The following is a 17,145-nucleotide window of genomic DNA, read 5'->3' as shown; positions in this document are numbered from 1 at the left end:
ATCGCGCGCGTCCCTCCGGACGCGGAATGTCACATCCTGGCCAGCTGGGAAGGTGGCCAGTTCGAAGCACCTATCCGCCCGGCGGCGGGTGTGGGTGCAACGCGTAGCGCCTGGGTCCGTTCTTTTCCGATGGAGCCACGGCGATCCATCGCGTGCGTTGCGCTTTTGTCCGCGGCGTTTCGCAACATCCATCGGGTGCCAATAACCTTGCGACGGAGCGATCGGAAAAGCGGCGGCCGACAACAATCGCCAAGGCCCCACACCCGCCGCCGGGCGGATAGGTCTCCCAATCTGGCCACCTTCCGGGCTCGCGCCGGCGCAACACCTCGCGTCCGAAGGGACGCGCGCGATGGGCCGCAGCGGAGTCCAGGGCACGAACGGGTTAGCCAAGCGAGGCCAGCGAGAAAGATGCCGCGCCTTGGTCCACATCCCGCACGCGCAAGCATCGGAGCGCGCGGCCACGGGCCTTCCGTCCACCCAACCCGATGACACGCACCGGGGACGCCGTGGAAGCGAAGGTCACTTCCTCCGACATAAAAGGCTTCACGGAGGAGGAAGTGACCTTCGCTTCCGCGGTGGCCCCGGCGCCAACCCCCAACCACGGTGATGGAACGAAAAAGGGCCCGGATCACTCCGGGCCCTTCTTTTCATGCGTGACGCGGACCGGTCAGGGCGTGACGGTCAGCTGCACCGGCACGGCCACCGACGGCGACACCGGGTCGTTGCTGTTGACGCAGACGAAGCCACCGTAGCTGGCCGGCGCCAGGGCCGACGAGTTCACGATGACGCTGGTCGGCTGGGTGGCGCCCGCGGCGACGGTGCCGCCGGCGGGGGTGATCGCGCCCATCCAGGGCGCACCGCAGGGCACCTGGCCAGTCACGCGCATGTTCAGGCCAGCGAACGATGCGTTCGAGGCCCAGGCGCCGGCATTGGCCAGGTCGATGGTGATCGACATGAAGCTGCCGTTGCCGGTGGCCGAACCGAACTGCGCCCAGCGGTTGGCGAAGGTGCCGCGCGTGTTGATCACCAGCCAGTAGGTGCCCGGCGGAAGGACCAGGTTCTGGCCCGCCGCGGCCAGGTTCAGCGACAGGAAGCCGCCGGCCGTGCTCACGCCCGGGGCGTTCGGTGCCGCCGTGTAGGTCCACACCGCCGCGCCCGGATTGGTGGCGGGGTTGCCGGCCGGCACGCCCGCGGCATCCGGATAGATCGACCAGGTCAGGTCAACCGCCGCGCCCGGGAAGGCCAGGTTGCTGACCACGAAGCCTTCGGCGCTGAGGTTGGTGATCTGCGTGCTCGCGGCCACCTGGAAGTCATCGGCGTTGTACTGCGCGTTGGAGCCCGCCGTGGCCGGGTCGGTGTAGGTCGTGTTCCGGAAGCCGCTGTTCACGGCGCCGCGGTCGGCACGATAGACGGTGGTCGCCGCGTTGCCCGACGTGGTGGCCGTGTACACCAGCGACGAGCCGCCGGTGTTGCCGATGTCGAAGTTGGCGGTGGTGTTGTTGCCGGCCGCGACGCTGGCCGACACCAGGCTCGGCACCGACAGGACCGGCGGCGCCACCGTGACGCCGATCGGCAGCGACAGCGTGCCGTCGTTGGCCGACGGAGCGCCGCTGTAGACACGGGTCATCACCAGCGCACCGAAGTTCCAGGCGTTGTTAGCCGGGATGGCCGAGGTGTCGATGGTCACCGTGACGGTGCGGGACGCACCGGCCGGCACCCACAGCAGCGGGCTGTCGACGGTGCCGGAGAGGCCGGTGACGCTCAGGGACCACAGGCTGCCCGAGGTGCCCGGATTGCGGAAGGTACGCACGAACTGGCAAACCGGGGCGCAGTTCGCCCGCGCCATGCTGGGCAGGTTGAGCGTGTGGGTGAAGCCACCGGTGCCCGGGTTGGCGGCCAGGTAGTTGGCCTTGTTCTCATCCATCACCAGGCCGGCGCGGATGGCCCGCTCGAGGCGGATGCGGCCGGAGCCACGCGCGAACGGGTTCGCCAGCGTCACCTGGTCCTCGAGGTAGACCTGGGTCGTGGCCGTCATCAGCAGCGCCGACTTGATCTCGGCCACCGTCCAGGTGGGACGCGCCTGGCGGATGAGCGCGGCGGCGCCGGCGTTGTGCGGCGACGCCATCGAGGTGCCGCTGATGGAGTTCACCAGGGACTCGGAGCCGGTGAGGGCGGTGCCGGCATACGCGGCCAGGACGTTGGCGCCCGGGGCGGTGATGTCGGGCTTGATCAGGTTGAAGCTGCCGGCCGGACCGCGCGAGCTGAACGCGGCCAGCGCATCGGCCACGTTCGGCAGGCCCACGGCCGGGAAGCCGATCTGGCCCGTCGCGGTGGTCGGGTTGGCGTTGCCGAAGGTGCCCAGGGCATTGCCCTCGGCCTGGGTCACGCTGAACACCGGGATCGTGGTGCCGGGAACCGAAGGCAGGATCACGCCCGCCTGGTTATTGGCGATGATCACCGCGATCGCACCGGCGGCGGAGGCGTTGTTCGTCTTGACCGCGAAATTGCAGGTGCCGCGGCGAATGACCGCGATGCCGCCGGCGAACGTGTTGGGCGCGTACGCGCTGCAGCCGTCGTCGGCGTTTGCGAAACCCGCGCTGATGTAGAGGGGGGTGGTGCCCGGGATGGTCGCGGTGAGCGAGACGCCGCCGGTACCCGCGTTGAGCACGACCGGCTGCAGGATGGACGGCACCGGGGTCGGGCCCGTGACCTGCAGCAGGAAGCCGAAACCGCCGCGGCCGTGCTGCGCCGCCGCCGTGGACGAGGTCCAGGGCTCGAGGTGGCCCATGGTGTTCGGGCCCGGGCCGCTGTTGCCGGCCGACGTGGCGACGAAGATGCCGGCATCGGTGGCGTCGAGGAAGGCCAGCGACGTCGCCTCGGACCAGGGCTGCGCACCGCCGCCGATCGAGTAGTTGATGACGTCGACGCCGTCGGCCACGGCCTGGTTGATCGAGGCCACGGTGGCCACGTTCGGGCACAGGCCCTGGCCGGTGGACGTGTTGGTGTAGCAGGCGTCGTAGGCAATGATGTTGGCGCGCGGCGCCACGCCGGTGATCCGCAGCGAAGCGCCGCTGAACTCGACGTCGCGGCGGTTGCCGCCGGCGGTGGAGGCCGTGTGGGTGCCGTGGCCGTTGGTGTCGCCGAAGCCCGGCTCCTCGCGCACGTTGGTCACGCCGCACTGGTTGCCCGGGGCCGCGCAGACGAAGTCGTAGCCGCCGATCAGCTTGTCGTTGCAGCGGCCCGCGTCGTCACCACCCGCCGCGCAGGTGCCGAGGTAAACGCCGGTGCCGAGCGGGTTCTGGTGCACGTAGCCGTCCACCGGGTCGGTGGCGGCGAACGAGGGGCTGCCGAAGTTGATGCCGGAGTCGATGATGCCGAAGACGATGCCTTCGCCCTGGACGGCGCTGGCGCCGCCCGGCTGGTTGATGGTGCCGGCCCAGGCAGCGGGCGCACCGATCAGGGTCGGGCCGACGTCGGTGTTGTGCTCGTACTCGCGGTAGCCCTCGACGAGGCGGACGCCCGGGAGCTTGGCGACGAGGGCCGATTCCGCGGCGGTCATGTCGACCACGATGCCGTTGACGGCGTGCTGCATGCGGTGGCGCACTTCCAGGGCCCGTCCGGCGAGGGCGTCCATGCGCGCTTCCATTTCCAGCTGGCGGCCCTGCAGGTAACCCAGGTAGTCCTGGGCCTCGCGGCTCTGGAGGTCGATGCGGCGCTTGCCGCCCTTGCCCACCTGGCGGGACGGCATCATCAGCTCAACGAGCTCGCCGCGGTAAGCCGCCAGCGAGGGCTCGTCGAACAGCACGATGTACGTGCCCGGGGCGAGGGTGTCGCTGTTGGTGACCGGCCCCGCCGGGCGGTCGACGTTGTCGCCGGCGTTGAGCAGTTCGTCGTAGTGGAATCCACCGCCAGGCAGGCGGTTGCGCGGCATCACCGCGAAACGCGGGACGGCCTTGCCGCTGCTGGCGGACTGGCCGCGCAGCGCGGTGCGGTAGCTGCTGCCCTCCGCGGCCGACTCGCCAGCGCGCGCCGCGACGGCGTCGGCACGGGCACTGCCCGGCGCGCGCGCGGTGCGCGCGTCCGCCGAACGGCCGGAAGGATCCTGGGCAGCCTGCCCGCCTGAAATGAACCTGTAGGTCGCGGGACTGGCCGCTGCGACCAGGGCCACGAACGCGAGACCCGCGCCCCACTTCTTGATGCTCAACATGTCTTCCCCCGAGGAAACTCATTGATGCCGACGATGCGGACGCGCCCGGGCATGCACCCCTGCAAGCCACCCCTGGAGGATGTACCGGGCCGATACGGGGCGGTGCCGGGCGCGGTGCGCCCGGGACCCCCCGGGGGCCGAGTGTAAGCCCAGTTCGCGTGGGTTTGCCATTGGCAGGGGGACCCAAAAAGCAAAGGCCCGCCGAAGCGGGCCTTTGGGGTGGGAGATCCCTCTCCCCAACCCTTCTCCCGCGGGCGGGAGAAGGGCTTGCTGCGGGCTTAGAAGTCCATGCCGCCCATTCCGCCCATGCCGCCACCGCCCATGCCACCGGCAGCGCCACCCTCGTCCTTCTTCGGAGCCTCGGCCACCATCGCTTCGGTGGTGATCATCAGGCCCGCGATGGACGCGGCATTCTGCAGCGCGGTGCGGGTCACCTTGGTCGGGTCCAGGATGCCGAACTCGATCATGTCGCCGTACTCGCCATTGGCGGCGTTGTAGCCGTAGGCGGCCTTGCCCTCGACGACCTTGTTGAGGATGACCGACGGCTCTTCACCGGCATTGGTCACGATCTCGCGCAGCGGGGCCTCCATGGCGCGCAGGGCGATCACGATGCCGTGGTTCTGGTCTTCGTTGGCGCCCTTGAGGCCGGTAATGGCCGCCTTGGCGCGGATCAGCGCGACGCCGCCGCCCGGGACGATGCCCTCTTCCACCGCAGCGCGGGTGGCGTGCAGGGCGTCTTCGACGCGGGCCTTCTTTTCCTTCATCTCGATCTCGGTCGAGGCGCCGACCTTGATCACGGCCACGCCGCCGGCGAGCTTGGCGACGCGCTCCTGCAGCTTCTCGCGGTCGTAGTCCGACGAGGTCTCTTCGATCTGGGCCTTGATCTGCTTGATGCGGGCCTGGATGCCGTCGGCCGCGCCGGCGCCATCGATGATCGTGGTGTTCTCCTTCGAGACCTGCACCTTCTTGGCGCGGCCGAGGTCCTTGATGGTCGCCTTCTCGAGCTGCAGGCCGACTTCCTCGGAGATCACGGTGCCACCGGTCAGGATGGCCATGTCTTCCAGCATCGCCTTGCGGCGGTCACCGAAGCCCGGGGCCTTCACGGCGCAAACCTTCACGATGCCGCGGATGGTGTTGACCACCAGCGTGGCCAGGGCCTCGCCCTCGACTTCCTCGGCGACGATCAGCAGCGGCTTGCCGGCCTTGGCGACGCCTTCCAGCACCGGCAGCAGCTCGCGCACGTTGGCGATCTTCTTGTCGTAGAGCAGGATGAACGGGTCTTCCAGCTCGGCCGACATCGACTGCTGGTTGTTGATGAAGTACGGCGACAGGTAGCCGCGGTCGAACTGCATGCCCTCGACGACGTCGAGCTCGTTCTCGAGGCCCGAGCCTTCCTCGACGGTGATCACGCCTTCCTTGCCGACCTTGTCCATGGCCTTGGCGATCAGCTCGCCGATGTTGGCGTCGGAGTTGGCCGAGATCGAGCCGACCTGGGCGATTTCCTTCGAGGTCGAGCACGGCTTGGAGAGCTTCTTGAGCTCGCCCACGGCCTCGATGACGGCCTTGTCGATGCCGCGCTTGAGGTCCATCGGGTTCATGCCGGCCGCGACGGCCTTCATGCCTTCGCGGATCAGGGCCTGCGCCAGCACGGTGGCGGTGGTGGTGCCGTCGCCGGCGATGTCGGAGGTCTTGGACGCGACTTCCTTCACCATCTGCGCGCCCATGTTCTCGAACTTGTCGGCCAGCTCGATCTCCTTGGCGACGGACACGCCGTCCTTGGTGATCGTGGGGGCGCCGAAGCTCTTGTCGAGCACGACGTTGCGGCCCTTCGGGCCGAGCGTGGCCTTGACGGCGTTGGCGAGGATGTTGACGCCCTTCACCATGCGGGCGCGGGCGTCTTCACCGAAACGAATTTCCTTGGCAGCCATTTTCTAAACTCCAGAATTCTGTGTGGGGTTGGTGCGATGCCGGTCGCGCAAGCGCGGACCGGCGGGGGGATCAGCCGAGGATGGCGAGGATGTCGTCTTCCTTGACCACCAGGATTTCCTGGCCGTCGACCTTCACTTCGGTGCCGGCGTACTTGCCGAACAGCACCTTGTCGCCGACCTTCACGGTCGGCGCGCGGGTCGAACCGTTGTCCAGGGCCTTGCCGCCGCCCACGGCGAGCACTTCGCCCTTGATCGGCTTCTCGGTGGCCGAGTCGGGAATGACGATGCCGCCGGCGGACACCTTTTCTTCTTCCATACGCTTGATGACCACGCGGTCGTAGAGCGGCTTGATGTTCATGGGTTTCCTCGTTATTCCTGTGATTTCAACGACATGGGCCTGGTGTGTTAGCACTCGGCCCCGGTGAGTGCCAATGATACGCGCATGCCCACCCCGCGGGGTAGGCAGCGACCCGCCCTTTCTGGGGCGGCGGGGCGGGGCTTTCAAGGGCGGGGCCCGGCGGCGGGTCCGGCGGCGGGTCCGGCGGCGGGCCGGGCGCCGGGCCAGGCGGCGAGCCGGGCGGATTCCCAACGGTGGGCCAGGAGCTCCGCGGCCCGGCTGCTCAGCAGGGCTCACCGGGTCGGCTGCGCCCCACGCCAGCCATGCGGCGCGTGAAGGTTGATTTGTGACCGGCTTCTCACTTTACAATCACGCCAGGGACGGGATCCCGGTATTGGGCGTAAATGTCGGCAAGCCGCCGACAACTTCCGCCCCGGAAGACCCCGGTGACCGGTTGCCACGACGGCGGCGAGAGCCAATGCGAAGGTCCGGCAGGCAGGCGCCGAGAGGCGCGGCCACCCGCAGGACGACGGATGCCACGAGGTCCTCAGGGGAGGCCGACAGTGGCTGTGTACCGCGCCTGCCCATCACGCCCAGGTCCCACGCAGAGGGGGCCGGGCGCTGCAAGACGCTACATTTCCGGGGAAACACCATGAGCTTGCTCTTCAACCGCATCAGGCAGGCGCGCCGTGGCGCCGAGTTGTCGCAGTCCGAATTGGCCAACATCGTCGGCGTGGCCCGCAGCGCCGTGGCGCAGTGGGAGCGCCGCGACGGCGCCAAACCCACCACCGAGAACATGGCCAAGATCGCCATGGCCACCACCGTCAGCTTCGAGTGGCTGGCCACCGGCCGCGGCGGCCGCTGGCTGGGCGGCGACGCCGAGACGCCGGCGATGATGCTCAACTTCTACGCCCAGTGCGGCCTGGAAGAACGCCTGCTGCTGGCCTTCCGCACGCTGCGAAGCCCGGAGCAGCAGCCGCTGGTCGACTTCGTCGAGGCCATGACCGACCGGGCCTGAGCCGGGCGCCGGGGCGGGGTTCTCGCCCCGGTGACGAACTTCCGGGGATACTGGCGGTCGTACAGGCCGGCCCGCCGCGGGCCGCCCCTCCCGAACGAGTGCCCCGCATGACCCGTTGGCTGTTGGCCGCCCTGGCCGCGCTGTTCCTCGCCCCGACCGCCCAGGCCGTGGACGAGGCCGACCTCCTGCCGATCGACGAAGCCTTCGCGCTCAGCGCGCGCGCCACCGACCGCGGGCGGATCGAGTTCCACTGGGAAATCGCGCCTGGCTACTACCTCTACCGCCACCGCACCGGCGTCGAGCTGGTGGCGGGCGGCTTCAAGTCGAACCCGCTCGAACTGCCCGAGGGCGAGGCCTACACCGACGAATTCTTCGGCGACGTCGAGACCTACCGCAACCAGCTGACCGCCGTGCTCACCGGCGCCGCGGCCGACGACGCCACCGCGCTGCGCTTCAAGGTGAAGTACCAGGGCTGCGCCGACGTGGGCGTCTGCTACCCGCCGCATACGAAGACCGTGACCGTGATGCTGCCGGCGGTCGCGACCGGCGATCCGCTGGCGGCGCTGGGCGGCGCGCGCGGGCCCGACCTGTTCGGCGGCACTGACCCGGCACGCGCGGCCGGCGGCCTGCCGCTGCCCGAGGAACAGGCCTTCCGCTTCGAAGCCATCGCCGGTGGCCCGGACAAGCTGTTGCTGCGCTTCGATCCCGCGCCCGGCTATTACCTCTACCGCGACCGCAGCACGGTCGAGGTGGAAGGCGACGGCGTCACCGCCGGTGCGATCAACTGGCCGCCGGCGCAGGCGCACCGCGACGAACACTTCGGCGACGTGATGGTCTTCTTCGACCCGGTGGACGCGACGCTGCCGCTGCAGCGCACGAACACCGCCGCCACCGTGCTCACCGTTCGCACCACCTTCCAGGGCTGCCAGACCGACGGCATCTGCTACCCGCCGATGACGCGCACCGCCACGGTGACGCTGCCGGCCGGCGAGGGCGCCGCCGCGCCCGCGGACGCGCCGCGCGAAACCCCGCCGGCCCGCGCGCCCACCGCGCTGTGGCTGGCGCTGCTGCTGGCGCTGGGCGGCGGCGTGATCCTCAACCTGATGCCCTGCGTGTTGCCGGTGCTGTCGCTCAAGGCGCTGTCGCTGGCGCAGGGCGGCGGCCAGGCGAAGCGGCAGGCGCTCTGGTACACCGCCGGCGTGCTGGCCAGCTTCGCGGCGGTCGGCGCGATCGCGCTGGCGCTGCGGCAGGCGGGCCTGGCGCTGGGCTGGGGCTTCCAGCTGCAGCAGCCGGGCGTGATCGCCGCGCTGGCGCTGGTGATGATCGCGATTGGCCTGTCGCTGTCGGGCGTCGTGAGCTTCGGCGCGTCGCTGGCGGGCACCGGCCAATCGCTGGCGCAGAAGTCCGGCCCGGCCGGCGATTTCTTCACCGGCGTGCTGGCCGTCGTGGTGGCCAGCCCGTGCACGGCGCCGTTCATGGGCACCGCGCTGGCGTTTGCGTTCGCGGCGTCGCCCGCGGTCGCGATCCTCGTTTTCCTGGCGCTGGGCCTGGGCCTCGCCCTGCCGTTCCTGCTGATCGGCTTCGTGCCGGCGCTGGCCTCGCGCCTGCCCAGGCCGGGCGCGTGGATGGACACGCTCAAGCAGGTGCTCGCCTTCCCGATGTACCTCACCGCGGTGTGGCTGCTGTGGGTGCTGGCCAAGCAGCGCGGCGCCGATGCCATCGGGCTGGTGCTGGCGGGCGCGGTCGTGCTCGGCCTGGGCCTGTGGTGGTGGGAGAAGGCGCGCTGGGGCCGCGTGCTGCCGCGCGTGCTCGCGGGCCTGGTGGTGCTGGCCGCGCTGTGGCCGGTGCTGGCGGTGCAGCGGATGCCGGCGCCGGAGCGCGCGGTCGTGGCCGAGGAAGGCGTGGTGGCGTTCTCCGCGGAGAAGCTCGAGCAGCTGCGCCGCGACGGCCGCGTCGTGTTCGTGAACATGACCGCCGACTGGTGCGTGACGTGCAAGGCCAACGAACGCACGGTGCTGGGCCGCGAGGGCTTCCGCACCGCGCTTGACGCCGCCGGCGCCGTCTACATGAAGGGCGACTGGACCGACGTGGACCCGGCCATCACCGCCTTCCTCGAATCGCACGGCGCCGTGGGCGTGCCGCTGTACGTGGTCTACCCGCGCCAGGGCGAGCCGCGCGTGCTGCCGACCGTGCTGACCCAGGCCCTCGTGGCCGAGGCCCTGGCCGAGGCCGCGAACTGAGATGAAGCGCGACGCGATCCTGACCTGGACGGCCATCGCCGTGCTGGGCCTCGTCAGCGCCGGCCTGGGCTGGTGGCTGGGCCAGCGCGTGATGCTGCCGCCCGAGCAGCCGCCGCCGGCCGGCCTGGTCCTGGTCGAACCGGGCCAGGCCCTGCCGCCCCTGTCGCTGCCCTACCTCGCCGGCGGCGGCACGCGCCGCCTGGACGGCCCCGGCCGCCCGCGCCTGATCAACTACTGGGCCAGCTGGTGCGGCCCCTGCCGCAAGGAAATGCCGATCCTGGATGCGTTCGCCGCCGAACAGGGCGGCAACGGCATCCAGGTGATCGGCGTCGCGCTCGACACCGCCGACGAGGCCCGGGCCTTCCTGCGCGAGGTCCCGGTGGCCTTCGAAACCCTGCTCGAGACCCCCGGCCCCGGCGACAGCTCGGTGGTGCTGGGCAACCGCCGCAACATCCTGCCCTTCACCGCCCTGGTGGACGCCGAGGGGCGGCTGGTGAAAACCCGCTACGGCGAGTTCCCCAGCCTCGAGGCGCTGAACGCATGGGTCCGCAGCCCCGCGGAATAAATTCAAACGCCCGTTAAAATCCGGGAAGTCGCGGCGATCTTCTGGACAGCCGCCCGGCCTTGCCCCCAGACTGTGCCTCCCCCGGGGAGGCTGGCGTGGCAAAGATCCTGGTACTGCATGGTCCCAACCTGAACCTGCTCGGTGAACGCGAGCCGGGCATCTATGGCCACGCCACGCTCGACCAGATCAACGCCGCGCTCAAGGCCCGGGCCGAGGCCGCCGGCCACGTGCTGTCCGAATTCCAGTCCAACGCCGAGCACGAGCTCGTGGACCGCGTGCAGGCCGCCCGCCGCGACGGCACCGCCTTCATCCTGATCAACCCGGCGGCCTTCACCCACACCTCGGTCGCCCTGCGCGACGCGCTGGCGGCGGTGGCCCTGCCCTTCATCGAAGTGCACCTGTCGAACCCGCACGCGCGCGAGCCGTTCCGGGCCCACAGCTATTTCTCGAGCCTGGCGCTGGGCGTGGTCTGCGGCTTCGGCGCCGACAGCTACGGCTATGCCCTGGAGGCGGCGCTCAAGCGCCTCTCGACGCCCTAGACCCCGGCGGCCCGGCCGGGGCCGCCCGCAAGCATCCCACCCACTACCAACGACGAGACGAGGCCTTCATGGACCTTCGCAAGATCAAGAAACTCATCGACCTGCTCGAGGAATCCAACCTTTCCGAGATCGAGATCAAGGAAGGCGAGGAATCGGTGCGCCTGGCGCGCCACGCCACCGGCACCTTCGTCGCCGCCGCGCCCGCGCCGGTGGCCGCGCACGCCGAGGCCCCGCGCCCGGCGCCGGCCGCCCCCGCCGCCGCGCTGTCGGCCGAAGCCGTGGGCAAGTCCACCAAGGACATCCCCGAGGGCCACACCGTGCGTTCGCCGATGGTGGGCACCTATTACGAGTCGCCGAGCCCGGACAAGCCGCCGTTCGTGAAGGTCGGCCAGACCGTCAAGCAGGGCGAGACGCTGGGCATCATCGAGGCGATGAAGATGTTCAACCCGATCGAGGCCGAAGTCTCCGGCACCGTGACGGCCGTGCTGGTCAAGAACGGCCAGCCGATCGAATTCGACGAGCCCATGTTCGTCATCAGCTGAAGGCGCTTCCCATGCTCGACAAGATCGTCATCGCCAACCGCGGCGAGATCGCGCTGCGCATCCTGCGCGCCTGCCACGCGCTCGGCATCAAGACCGTGGCCGTGCACTCCACCGTCGACCGCAACCTCAAGCACGTGGCCATGGCCGACGAGTCGGTCTGCATCGGCCCCGCGCCGTCGTCGGAGAGCTACCTCAACATCCCGGCCATCATCGCCGCGGCCGAAGTCACCGACGCCCAGGGTATCCACCCGGGCTACGGCTTCCTGAGCGAGAACGCCGACTTCGCCGAGCGCGTCGAGAAGTCCGGCTTCACCTTCATCGGCCCGACCGCGAACGTGATCCGGATGATGGGCGACAAGGTCGAGGCCATCCGCGCCATGAAGGAAGCCGGCGTGCCCTGCGTGCCCGGCTCCGGCGGCCCGCTGCCCGACGACACCGCCGAGTGCATCAGCCACGGCCGCGAGATCGGCTACCCGGTGATCATCAAGGCCGCCGGCGGCGGCGGTGGCCGCGGCATGCGCGTGGTGCACAGCGAAGGCGCGCTGATGACCGCCATCGCCGCCACCAAGCAGGAAGCCAAGGCCGCGTTCGGCAACGACATGGTCTACATGGAGAAGTTCCTGGAGAACCCGCGCCACGTGGAAATCCAGGTGCTGTCCGACGGCCAGGGCAACGCCATCCACCTCGGCGAGCGCGACTGCTCGATGCAGCGCCGCCACCAGAAGGTGGTCGAGGAAGCGCCGGCGCCGGGCATCACCGAGGAGCAGCGCGCCGAGATCGGCCGCATCTGCACCGAGGCCTGCGTGCGCATCGGCTACCGCGGCGCCGGCACCTTCGAGTTCCTGTACGAGAACGGCCGCTTCTACTTCATCGAGATGAACACCCGCATCCAGGTCGAGCATCCGGTGACCGAGATGATCACCGGCATCGACCTGGTTCGCGAGCAGCTGCTGATCGCCAGCGGCCAGAAGCTGTCGATCAAGCAGAGCGACATCAAGATCAACGGCCACGCGATCGAGTGCCGCATCAACGCCGAGGACCCGGAGACGTTCCTGCCCAGCCCCGGCCTGATCCGCCACTTCCACGCGCCGGGCGGCCCGGGCGTGCGGGTGGATTCGCACATCTACGAGGGCTACAAGGTCCCGCCGAACTACGACTCGATGATCGGCAAGCTGATCGTGCACGGCGCCACCCGCGCCCAGGCCATCGCCCGCATGCGCGTGGCGCTGAGCGAGATGGTGGTGGACGGCATCAAGACGAACGTGCCGCTGCAGCAGCGCATCCTCGCGGACGTGGGCTTCCAGCAGGGCGGCACCAACATCCACTACCTGGAAAAGCGGCTGGCGGAGCGCAAGGAAAAGGCGATCGGGCTGGGATGAGCCCCTCGCTCGCACTGGCATTGGCGCTCGCCGCGTCCGCGCCTCCCGCGGCTACCGCGGCAGACGTCGCGGCCGCCGCACCCGAGTGGCTCGAGGTGGCGCCGCAGGCGTCGCCCGACCCCAAGGCACTGTGGGAGCAGCTGAGCACGCGCAGAGCGCTGCGCAGCGGGGTGTTCAATGAGAACTACCCCCCGCGCGAAAAGGACATCCGCATGCACGCGACCCGCGTGCACATGGTCGAGCCCGAGGGCGAACTGGCCGGTGACTGGACCTTTCTCGGCGCCGAGGGCGGCACGCGGCCGCACGCCGGCTATCGCCTGCGGTGGGATGGCGCGTCGGGCTATCGCTGGATCGCCGAACTGCACTGCGAGCCGGGCGCCGGCTGCGAGGCCGCACAGGCGCATTTCGCGGCCATGCTCGCGCCGCGCCCGCCGGACCCGGCAAGGCGCGAGGCCTGGCTGGAGATCATCGCCACCGAGCCCTGCACGCCGGGGCCGGTGCACACCCCGGCGCCGCGCTATCCGATGCACGCCGCGCGCAACCAGGTCGGCGGCGTGGTGTTGCTGGCGCTGCTGGCGAATCGCTGCGGCGACGTGCGCGACGCCTGGGTGCTGGAAAGCAGCGGCCACCAGGAGATCGACCGCGCCTCCGTCGAGGCGGCGCGCAACTGGAAAGCCCTTCCTCCGGAAGATGGGCGCGCCACCGCGACCCTGCGGGTCCCGATCAGCTTCGGGTTTCCCGAGGGCTAACCCCGCCTGAACGGCCGCTTCAGCCTTACGAATTATTGACACGGCGATGCGACGCATCGCCGACGATGCCGCCTCGATGACCGGGGGAGGGCCGCGGTCGAGAACGGGCGCGAGGCTTCCTTGTCGGACTCCACGGTTTCCCCTGCGCCGCCGCGCGGCATCGGTGCGAACGCGCTGACGGCGATTGCCGCGGCGCTACTGGCCCTGGCCTACAGCGCCAGCTTCTGGCGCCAGCTGCTCGCGGCTGATCTGCCGGGTGGACTACGCGAGGCGCTGTTCCTGCTCGCGGCCTTCGCGGTGGTGTTCGCGTTCAACGGGCTGCTGCTGTCGTTCGTGGCGTGGCGCGGGCTGCAGAAGCCTGCGCTGGCGGTCATGCTGCTGCTCTCGGCCGGCGCCGCGTATTTCATGGACGGCTACGGCGCGGTGATCGACCGGCACGCGCTGCAGAGCGTGCTCGAGACCGACCTGCGCGAGGGTAGCGAATGGCTGTCCTGGTCGATGGCGGGCTACCTGCTGGTACTCGGCGTGCTGCCCGTGCTGGCCCTGGTGAAACTGCCCGTGCGCTACCGGCCCTGGCCACGCGAACTCGCGGGCCGCGCCGGCTTCATGGTCGCGATGCTGGCGGTGATGGGCCTGGCGGTGCTGCCGTTCTCGCGCGAGTTCTCGTCCACCGCGCGCAACCATGCGCAGCTGCGGCACCTGGCCACGCCGGCGAACCTGTTCAACGCCGTGCGCGGCTACGCCAAGCACGCCGCGCCCGGCGCGCCGGTGGTGCTGGAGCCACTGGGCACCGACGCCCACGGCGGCAGCCGCTACGGCGTGCGCAAGCCGGTGCTGCTGGTGATCGTGGTGGGCGAGTCGGCGCGCGCGGACAGCTTCAGCCTCGCCGGGTACCCGCGCCAGACCAACCCCGAGCTGGCGAAGATCGCGCCGGTGTTCTTCCCGAACGTGAGCTCCTGCGGCACCAACACCGCGACCTCGCTGCCCTGCATGTTCTCCGACCTGGGCCGCGCGCGTTACGAGGAAGCGTCGGCACGCGGCCGCGAGAACCTGCTGGACGTGATCACCCACGCCGGCCTGTTGGTGGAATGGGAAGACAACAACACCGGCAGCAAGGGCGTGGCCGCCCGCCAGCGCGAGGAATCGATGGCGAAGCTGCCGGCCGCCGTACCCTGCGATGCCGACGGCTGCCTCGACGAGCGCCTGGTCGAGCACCTGCGCGACGAGCTCGCCGCGCCGGGCACCGCCGACAAGGTTTTCGTGCTGCACCAGATCGGCAGCCATGGGCCGGCCTACTTCAAGCGCTACCCGCCGCAGTTCGAACGCTTCACGCCGACCTGCCGCAGCGTCTCGCTGCAGGACTGCACGATCGAAGAGATCCGCAACAGCTACGACAACACCATCCTCTACACCGACCACGTGCTGGCCGCGCTGATCCGCCTGCTGGAGCACGAGGCGGCCGACCGCGCGCCCGCGCTGCTGTACCTGTCCGACCACGGCGAATCCACCGGCGAACACGGCCTCTACCTGCACGGCGCGCCCTACGCCCTGGCGCCCGGCGAGCAGACCCGCGTGCCGATGCTGCTGTGGACCTCGCCGGCCTTCCAGCGCTGGCGCGGCCTCGATAGCGGCTGCGTGCAGTCCCGCCGCAGCGCCCCGCTCAGCCACGACCATCTCTTCCACACCGTGCTGGGCCTGCTCGACCTGCAGACCACGGTTTACGAACCAAAGCTCGACGCCCTGGCCCGCTGCGCACCGGCCTGAGGGCGCATTTGCGACAACTTCTGATGGCGAATCCCGCGACGGGCCGGTACGGTTGAAGCCCCCGCCGGCACTGGATCGCTCGCCTTGAAGCACGCACGCCCGCTTGCCCTTTCTGTCCTTGCCATCGCCCTGCTTCCGGGCTGCGACATCCTCGATAAAATCCCGAAGACTCCCCGGGAAGCCGCCCGTCTGGCGGGCAAGTTCGGCATGGCCACCCGCGAACGCGTCGAGGAAACGGCGGACGGCACGATTTACCGCCTCATGGTGGAGTCCCGGCGTCCCGCGACCTGGTTGGAGGCTGACCGGGCGATGTGGACTGATCTCAAGACCAGCTGTCCCCAAGGGGAACTGCACGAGACCGTGACCACGGAACCGGAAGACGACCGGCGCGTCCATGACGAACTGACGAAGCATCCGGCCGGCACGCTGTTCGTGCGTACCGTGCGCTGCGCCCCCAAGTTTCCGTTCGAGTTCGACATCGCGGCCGACGTCGAGGACGACGACGCATTCCAAGACATGTACCGGAAACTGATGAGCGGGGAGCCCAACGAAACCCGCCAGCCAATGCTGTCTTGGCTGTTTGCGAACGATTTCAATCCCCGCTACCAGCAAATGCAGACTACGTTGGCGCTCGTGGTCCACATGCGGCTTGCCGACTGCCCGGACGGCGTGGCTATCCGCAACCTGACGCTCGGCGTGAAGCCGTCGGCACCAGGCGCGACGGATGAGCCCCACCGGGAAGCGCTGTTCGGCTTCACTACCGAATGCGTGGCCGCCCCCGCCGAGCCCACAGCCGCCCCCGCCCCGGGCAGCTGAGCCCCGGCGGTGCGACAATGGCGACCCCGCTGCCAGCCGCCCCGCCATGCCCTTCCTCGAACTCTCCCTGCGCGTCCGCGCCGAAGACGAACACCGCGCCGAGAATGCGCTGATGGACCTCGGCGCGCTGTCGGTGACGCTGATGGACGCCGATGCCGCCACGCCGAACGAGAAGGCCGTGCTCGAGCCGGGCGTGGGCGAGACTCCGCTGTGGCCGGAAATCACGCTGCTGGCGCTGTTCCCCGGCGATACCGTGGCCGAGCTGGTGCTGCACGCGCTGGAATCCTTCGACGATGCGATCGACCTGTCCCAGGCCGATTTCCGCGAAGTGGCCGACCAGGACTGGGAGCGCGCGTGGATGGACCAGTACGTGCCGCTGAGCTTCGGCACCCGCACCTGGATCGTGCCCTGGAACATGGACCCGCCGCCGGAAGCGCGCGACGGCGTGATCGTGCGGCTCGACCCGGGCCTGGCCTTCGGCTCGGGCACGCACCCCACAACGTCGCTGTGCCTGCAGTGGCTCGATTCGCTGGTGCTGCGCGACAAGGTGGTACTCGATTTCGGCTGCGGCTCCGGCATCCTCGCGCTGGCTGCCCTCAAGCTCGGCGCGAAGGCCGCGGTCGGCGTGGACAACGACCCGCAGGCCCTGGCCGCCACCGCCGACAACGCCGAGCGCAATGGCGTCGGCGACCTGCTGACGGTGTATTCGCCCGAGGACGAGCCGGCGGCGACCTATCCGGTCGTGGTGGCCAACATCCTTGCCTCAGCGCTTGATGCGCTGGCAGAAACCCTTGCGTGCCGAGTCGCCCCCGGCGGCGTGATCGCGCTGTCCGGCATCCTGCAGGGGCAGGAGGACGCGTTGCTGGCGCGATATGCCGAGTGGTTCGACGACTTGGTGGCGGTGCGGGAGGGGGATTGGATGCGGATTACCGGAGTGAGGAAAGCAGGAGTTAGTGGATAGGAGTTAGGAGATAGTAGAAGCAGAGCAGTGGGCTGGTGCCTTTACCCTACCTCCTAACTCCTATCCGCTAACTCCTGTTTCCTCCGCCTCAGCTCCCGCC

13 protein-coding genes are annotated in these 17,145 nt (G+C 69.8%); 10 read left to right on the top strand and 3 right to left on the bottom strand.

Annotated features, from left to right (window positions below):
* Positions 1-667 precede the first annotated feature (667 nt).
* The 3 genes from VFV21_RS02900 to groES form a co-directional block, all read right to left on the bottom strand.
* The gene (locus VFV21_RS02900) at positions 668-4,204 is read right to left on the bottom strand and encodes a S8 family serine peptidase (protein ID WP_329667986.1); all 3,537 of its coding nucleotides are present in this window, start codon (positions 4,202-4,204) and stop codon (positions 668-670) included.
* A 281-nt stretch (positions 4,205-4,485) separates the two neighbouring features.
* On the bottom strand, positions 4,486-6,135 hold the full coding sequence (gene groL / locus VFV21_RS02895) for a chaperonin GroEL (RefSeq protein ID WP_329667985.1): 1,650 nt from the start codon (positions 6,133-6,135) through the stop codon (positions 4,486-4,488).
* Positions 6,136-6,205: 70 nt separating this feature from the next.
* Positions 6,206-6,493, bottom strand: coding sequence for a co-chaperone GroES (groES, locus tag VFV21_RS02890; protein WP_329667984.1), 288 nt, complete (start codon positions 6,491-6,493; stop codon positions 6,206-6,208).
* Between the two features lie 631 nt (positions 6,494-7,124).
* Here groES and VFV21_RS02885 point away from each other — a divergent pair.
* From VFV21_RS02885 to prmA, 10 genes are all read left to right on the top strand, one after another.
* A complete protein-coding gene (locus VFV21_RS02885; protein WP_034213132.1) occupies positions 7,125-7,490 on the top strand; it encodes a helix-turn-helix transcriptional regulator in 366 nt (121 codons plus the stop codon).
* Positions 7,491-7,597: 107 nt separating this feature from the next.
* Complete coding sequence (locus tag VFV21_RS02880; RefSeq protein ID WP_329667983.1) at positions 7,598-9,730, top strand: protein-disulfide reductase DsbD; 2,133 nt, start codon at positions 7,598-7,600, stop codon at positions 9,728-9,730.
* Between the two features lies 1 nt (position 9,731).
* Entirely contained in the window at positions 9,732-10,295 is a 564-nt protein-coding gene (locus tag VFV21_RS02875) for a TlpA disulfide reductase family protein (protein WP_329667982.1), read from the top strand.
* Between the two features lie 95 nt (positions 10,296-10,390).
* Entirely contained in the window at positions 10,391-10,834 is a 444-nt protein-coding gene (gene aroQ / locus VFV21_RS02870; RefSeq protein WP_329667981.1) for a type II 3-dehydroquinate dehydratase, read from the top strand.
* Between the two features lie 68 nt (positions 10,835-10,902).
* Positions 10,903-11,376 (top strand): acetyl-CoA carboxylase biotin carboxyl carrier protein, encoded by a 474-nt coding sequence (accB, locus tag VFV21_RS02865; RefSeq protein WP_329667980.1) that lies wholly within the window; start codon positions 10,903-10,905, stop codon positions 11,374-11,376.
* Between the two features lie 11 nt (positions 11,377-11,387).
* Complete coding sequence (gene accC, locus VFV21_RS02860) at positions 11,388-12,755, top strand: acetyl-CoA carboxylase biotin carboxylase subunit (protein ID WP_329667979.1); 1,368 nt, start codon at positions 11,388-11,390, stop codon at positions 12,753-12,755.
* On the top strand, positions 12,752-13,504 hold the full coding sequence (locus VFV21_RS02855) for an energy transducer TonB (RefSeq protein ID WP_329667978.1): 753 nt from the start codon (positions 12,752-12,754) through the stop codon (positions 13,502-13,504). Before accC ends, VFV21_RS02855 begins: the two co-directional genes overlap by 4 nt.
* A gap of 120 nt (positions 13,505-13,624) precedes the next feature.
* Positions 13,625-15,268 (top strand): phosphoethanolamine--lipid A transferase, encoded by a 1,644-nt coding sequence (locus VFV21_RS02850; protein ID WP_329667977.1) that lies wholly within the window; start codon positions 13,625-13,627, stop codon positions 15,266-15,268.
* An 84-nt stretch (positions 15,269-15,352) separates the two neighbouring features.
* Complete coding sequence (locus VFV21_RS02845) at positions 15,353-16,084, top strand: hypothetical protein (RefSeq protein WP_329667976.1); 732 nt, start codon at positions 15,353-15,355, stop codon at positions 16,082-16,084.
* 46 nt (positions 16,085-16,130) lie between these two features.
* Positions 16,131-17,045, top strand: coding sequence for a 50S ribosomal protein L11 methyltransferase (gene prmA / locus VFV21_RS02840; protein ID WP_329667975.1), 915 nt, complete (start codon positions 16,131-16,133; stop codon positions 17,043-17,045).
* Positions 17,046-17,145: the final 100 nt, after the last annotated feature.

This window comes from Arenimonas sp., assembly GCF_036275555.1.
In the GTDB taxonomy this organism is placed as follows: Bacteria; Pseudomonadota; Gammaproteobacteria; order Xanthomonadales; family Xanthomonadaceae; genus Arenimonas.
Note: the sequence above shows the minus strand (reverse complement) of the source record. Positions and strands in the feature narration are given on the sequence as shown.

Excerpts from the sequence above, each read along its gene's own strand:
- groL (WP_329667985.1), bottom strand. The coding sequence starts at position 6,135 with ATGGCTGCCAAGGAAATTCGTTTCGGTGAAGACGCCCGCGCCCGCATG.
- groES (WP_329667984.1), bottom strand. The coding sequence starts at position 6,493 with ATGAACATCAAGCCGCTCTACGACCGCGTGGTCATCAAGCGTATGGAA.
- VFV21_RS02885 (WP_034213132.1), top strand. The coding sequence starts at position 7,125 with ATGAGCTTGCTCTTCAACCGCATCAGGCAGGCGCGCCGTGGCGCCGAG.
- VFV21_RS02880 (WP_329667983.1), top strand. The coding sequence starts at position 7,598 with ATGACCCGTTGGCTGTTGGCCGCCCTGGCCGCGCTGTTCCTCGCCCCG.
- VFV21_RS02875 (WP_329667982.1), top strand. The coding sequence starts at position 9,732 with ATGAAGCGCGACGCGATCCTGACCTGGACGGCCATCGCCGTGCTGGGC.
- accB (WP_329667980.1), top strand. The coding sequence starts at position 10,903 with ATGGACCTTCGCAAGATCAAGAAACTCATCGACCTGCTCGAGGAATCC.
- accC (WP_329667979.1), top strand. The coding sequence starts at position 11,388 with ATGCTCGACAAGATCGTCATCGCCAACCGCGGCGAGATCGCGCTGCGC.
- VFV21_RS02855 (WP_329667978.1), top strand. The coding sequence starts at position 12,752 with ATGAGCCCCTCGCTCGCACTGGCATTGGCGCTCGCCGCGTCCGCGCCT.
- prmA (WP_329667975.1), top strand. The coding sequence starts at position 16,131 with ATGCCCTTCCTCGAACTCTCCCTGCGCGTCCGCGCCGAAGACGAACAC.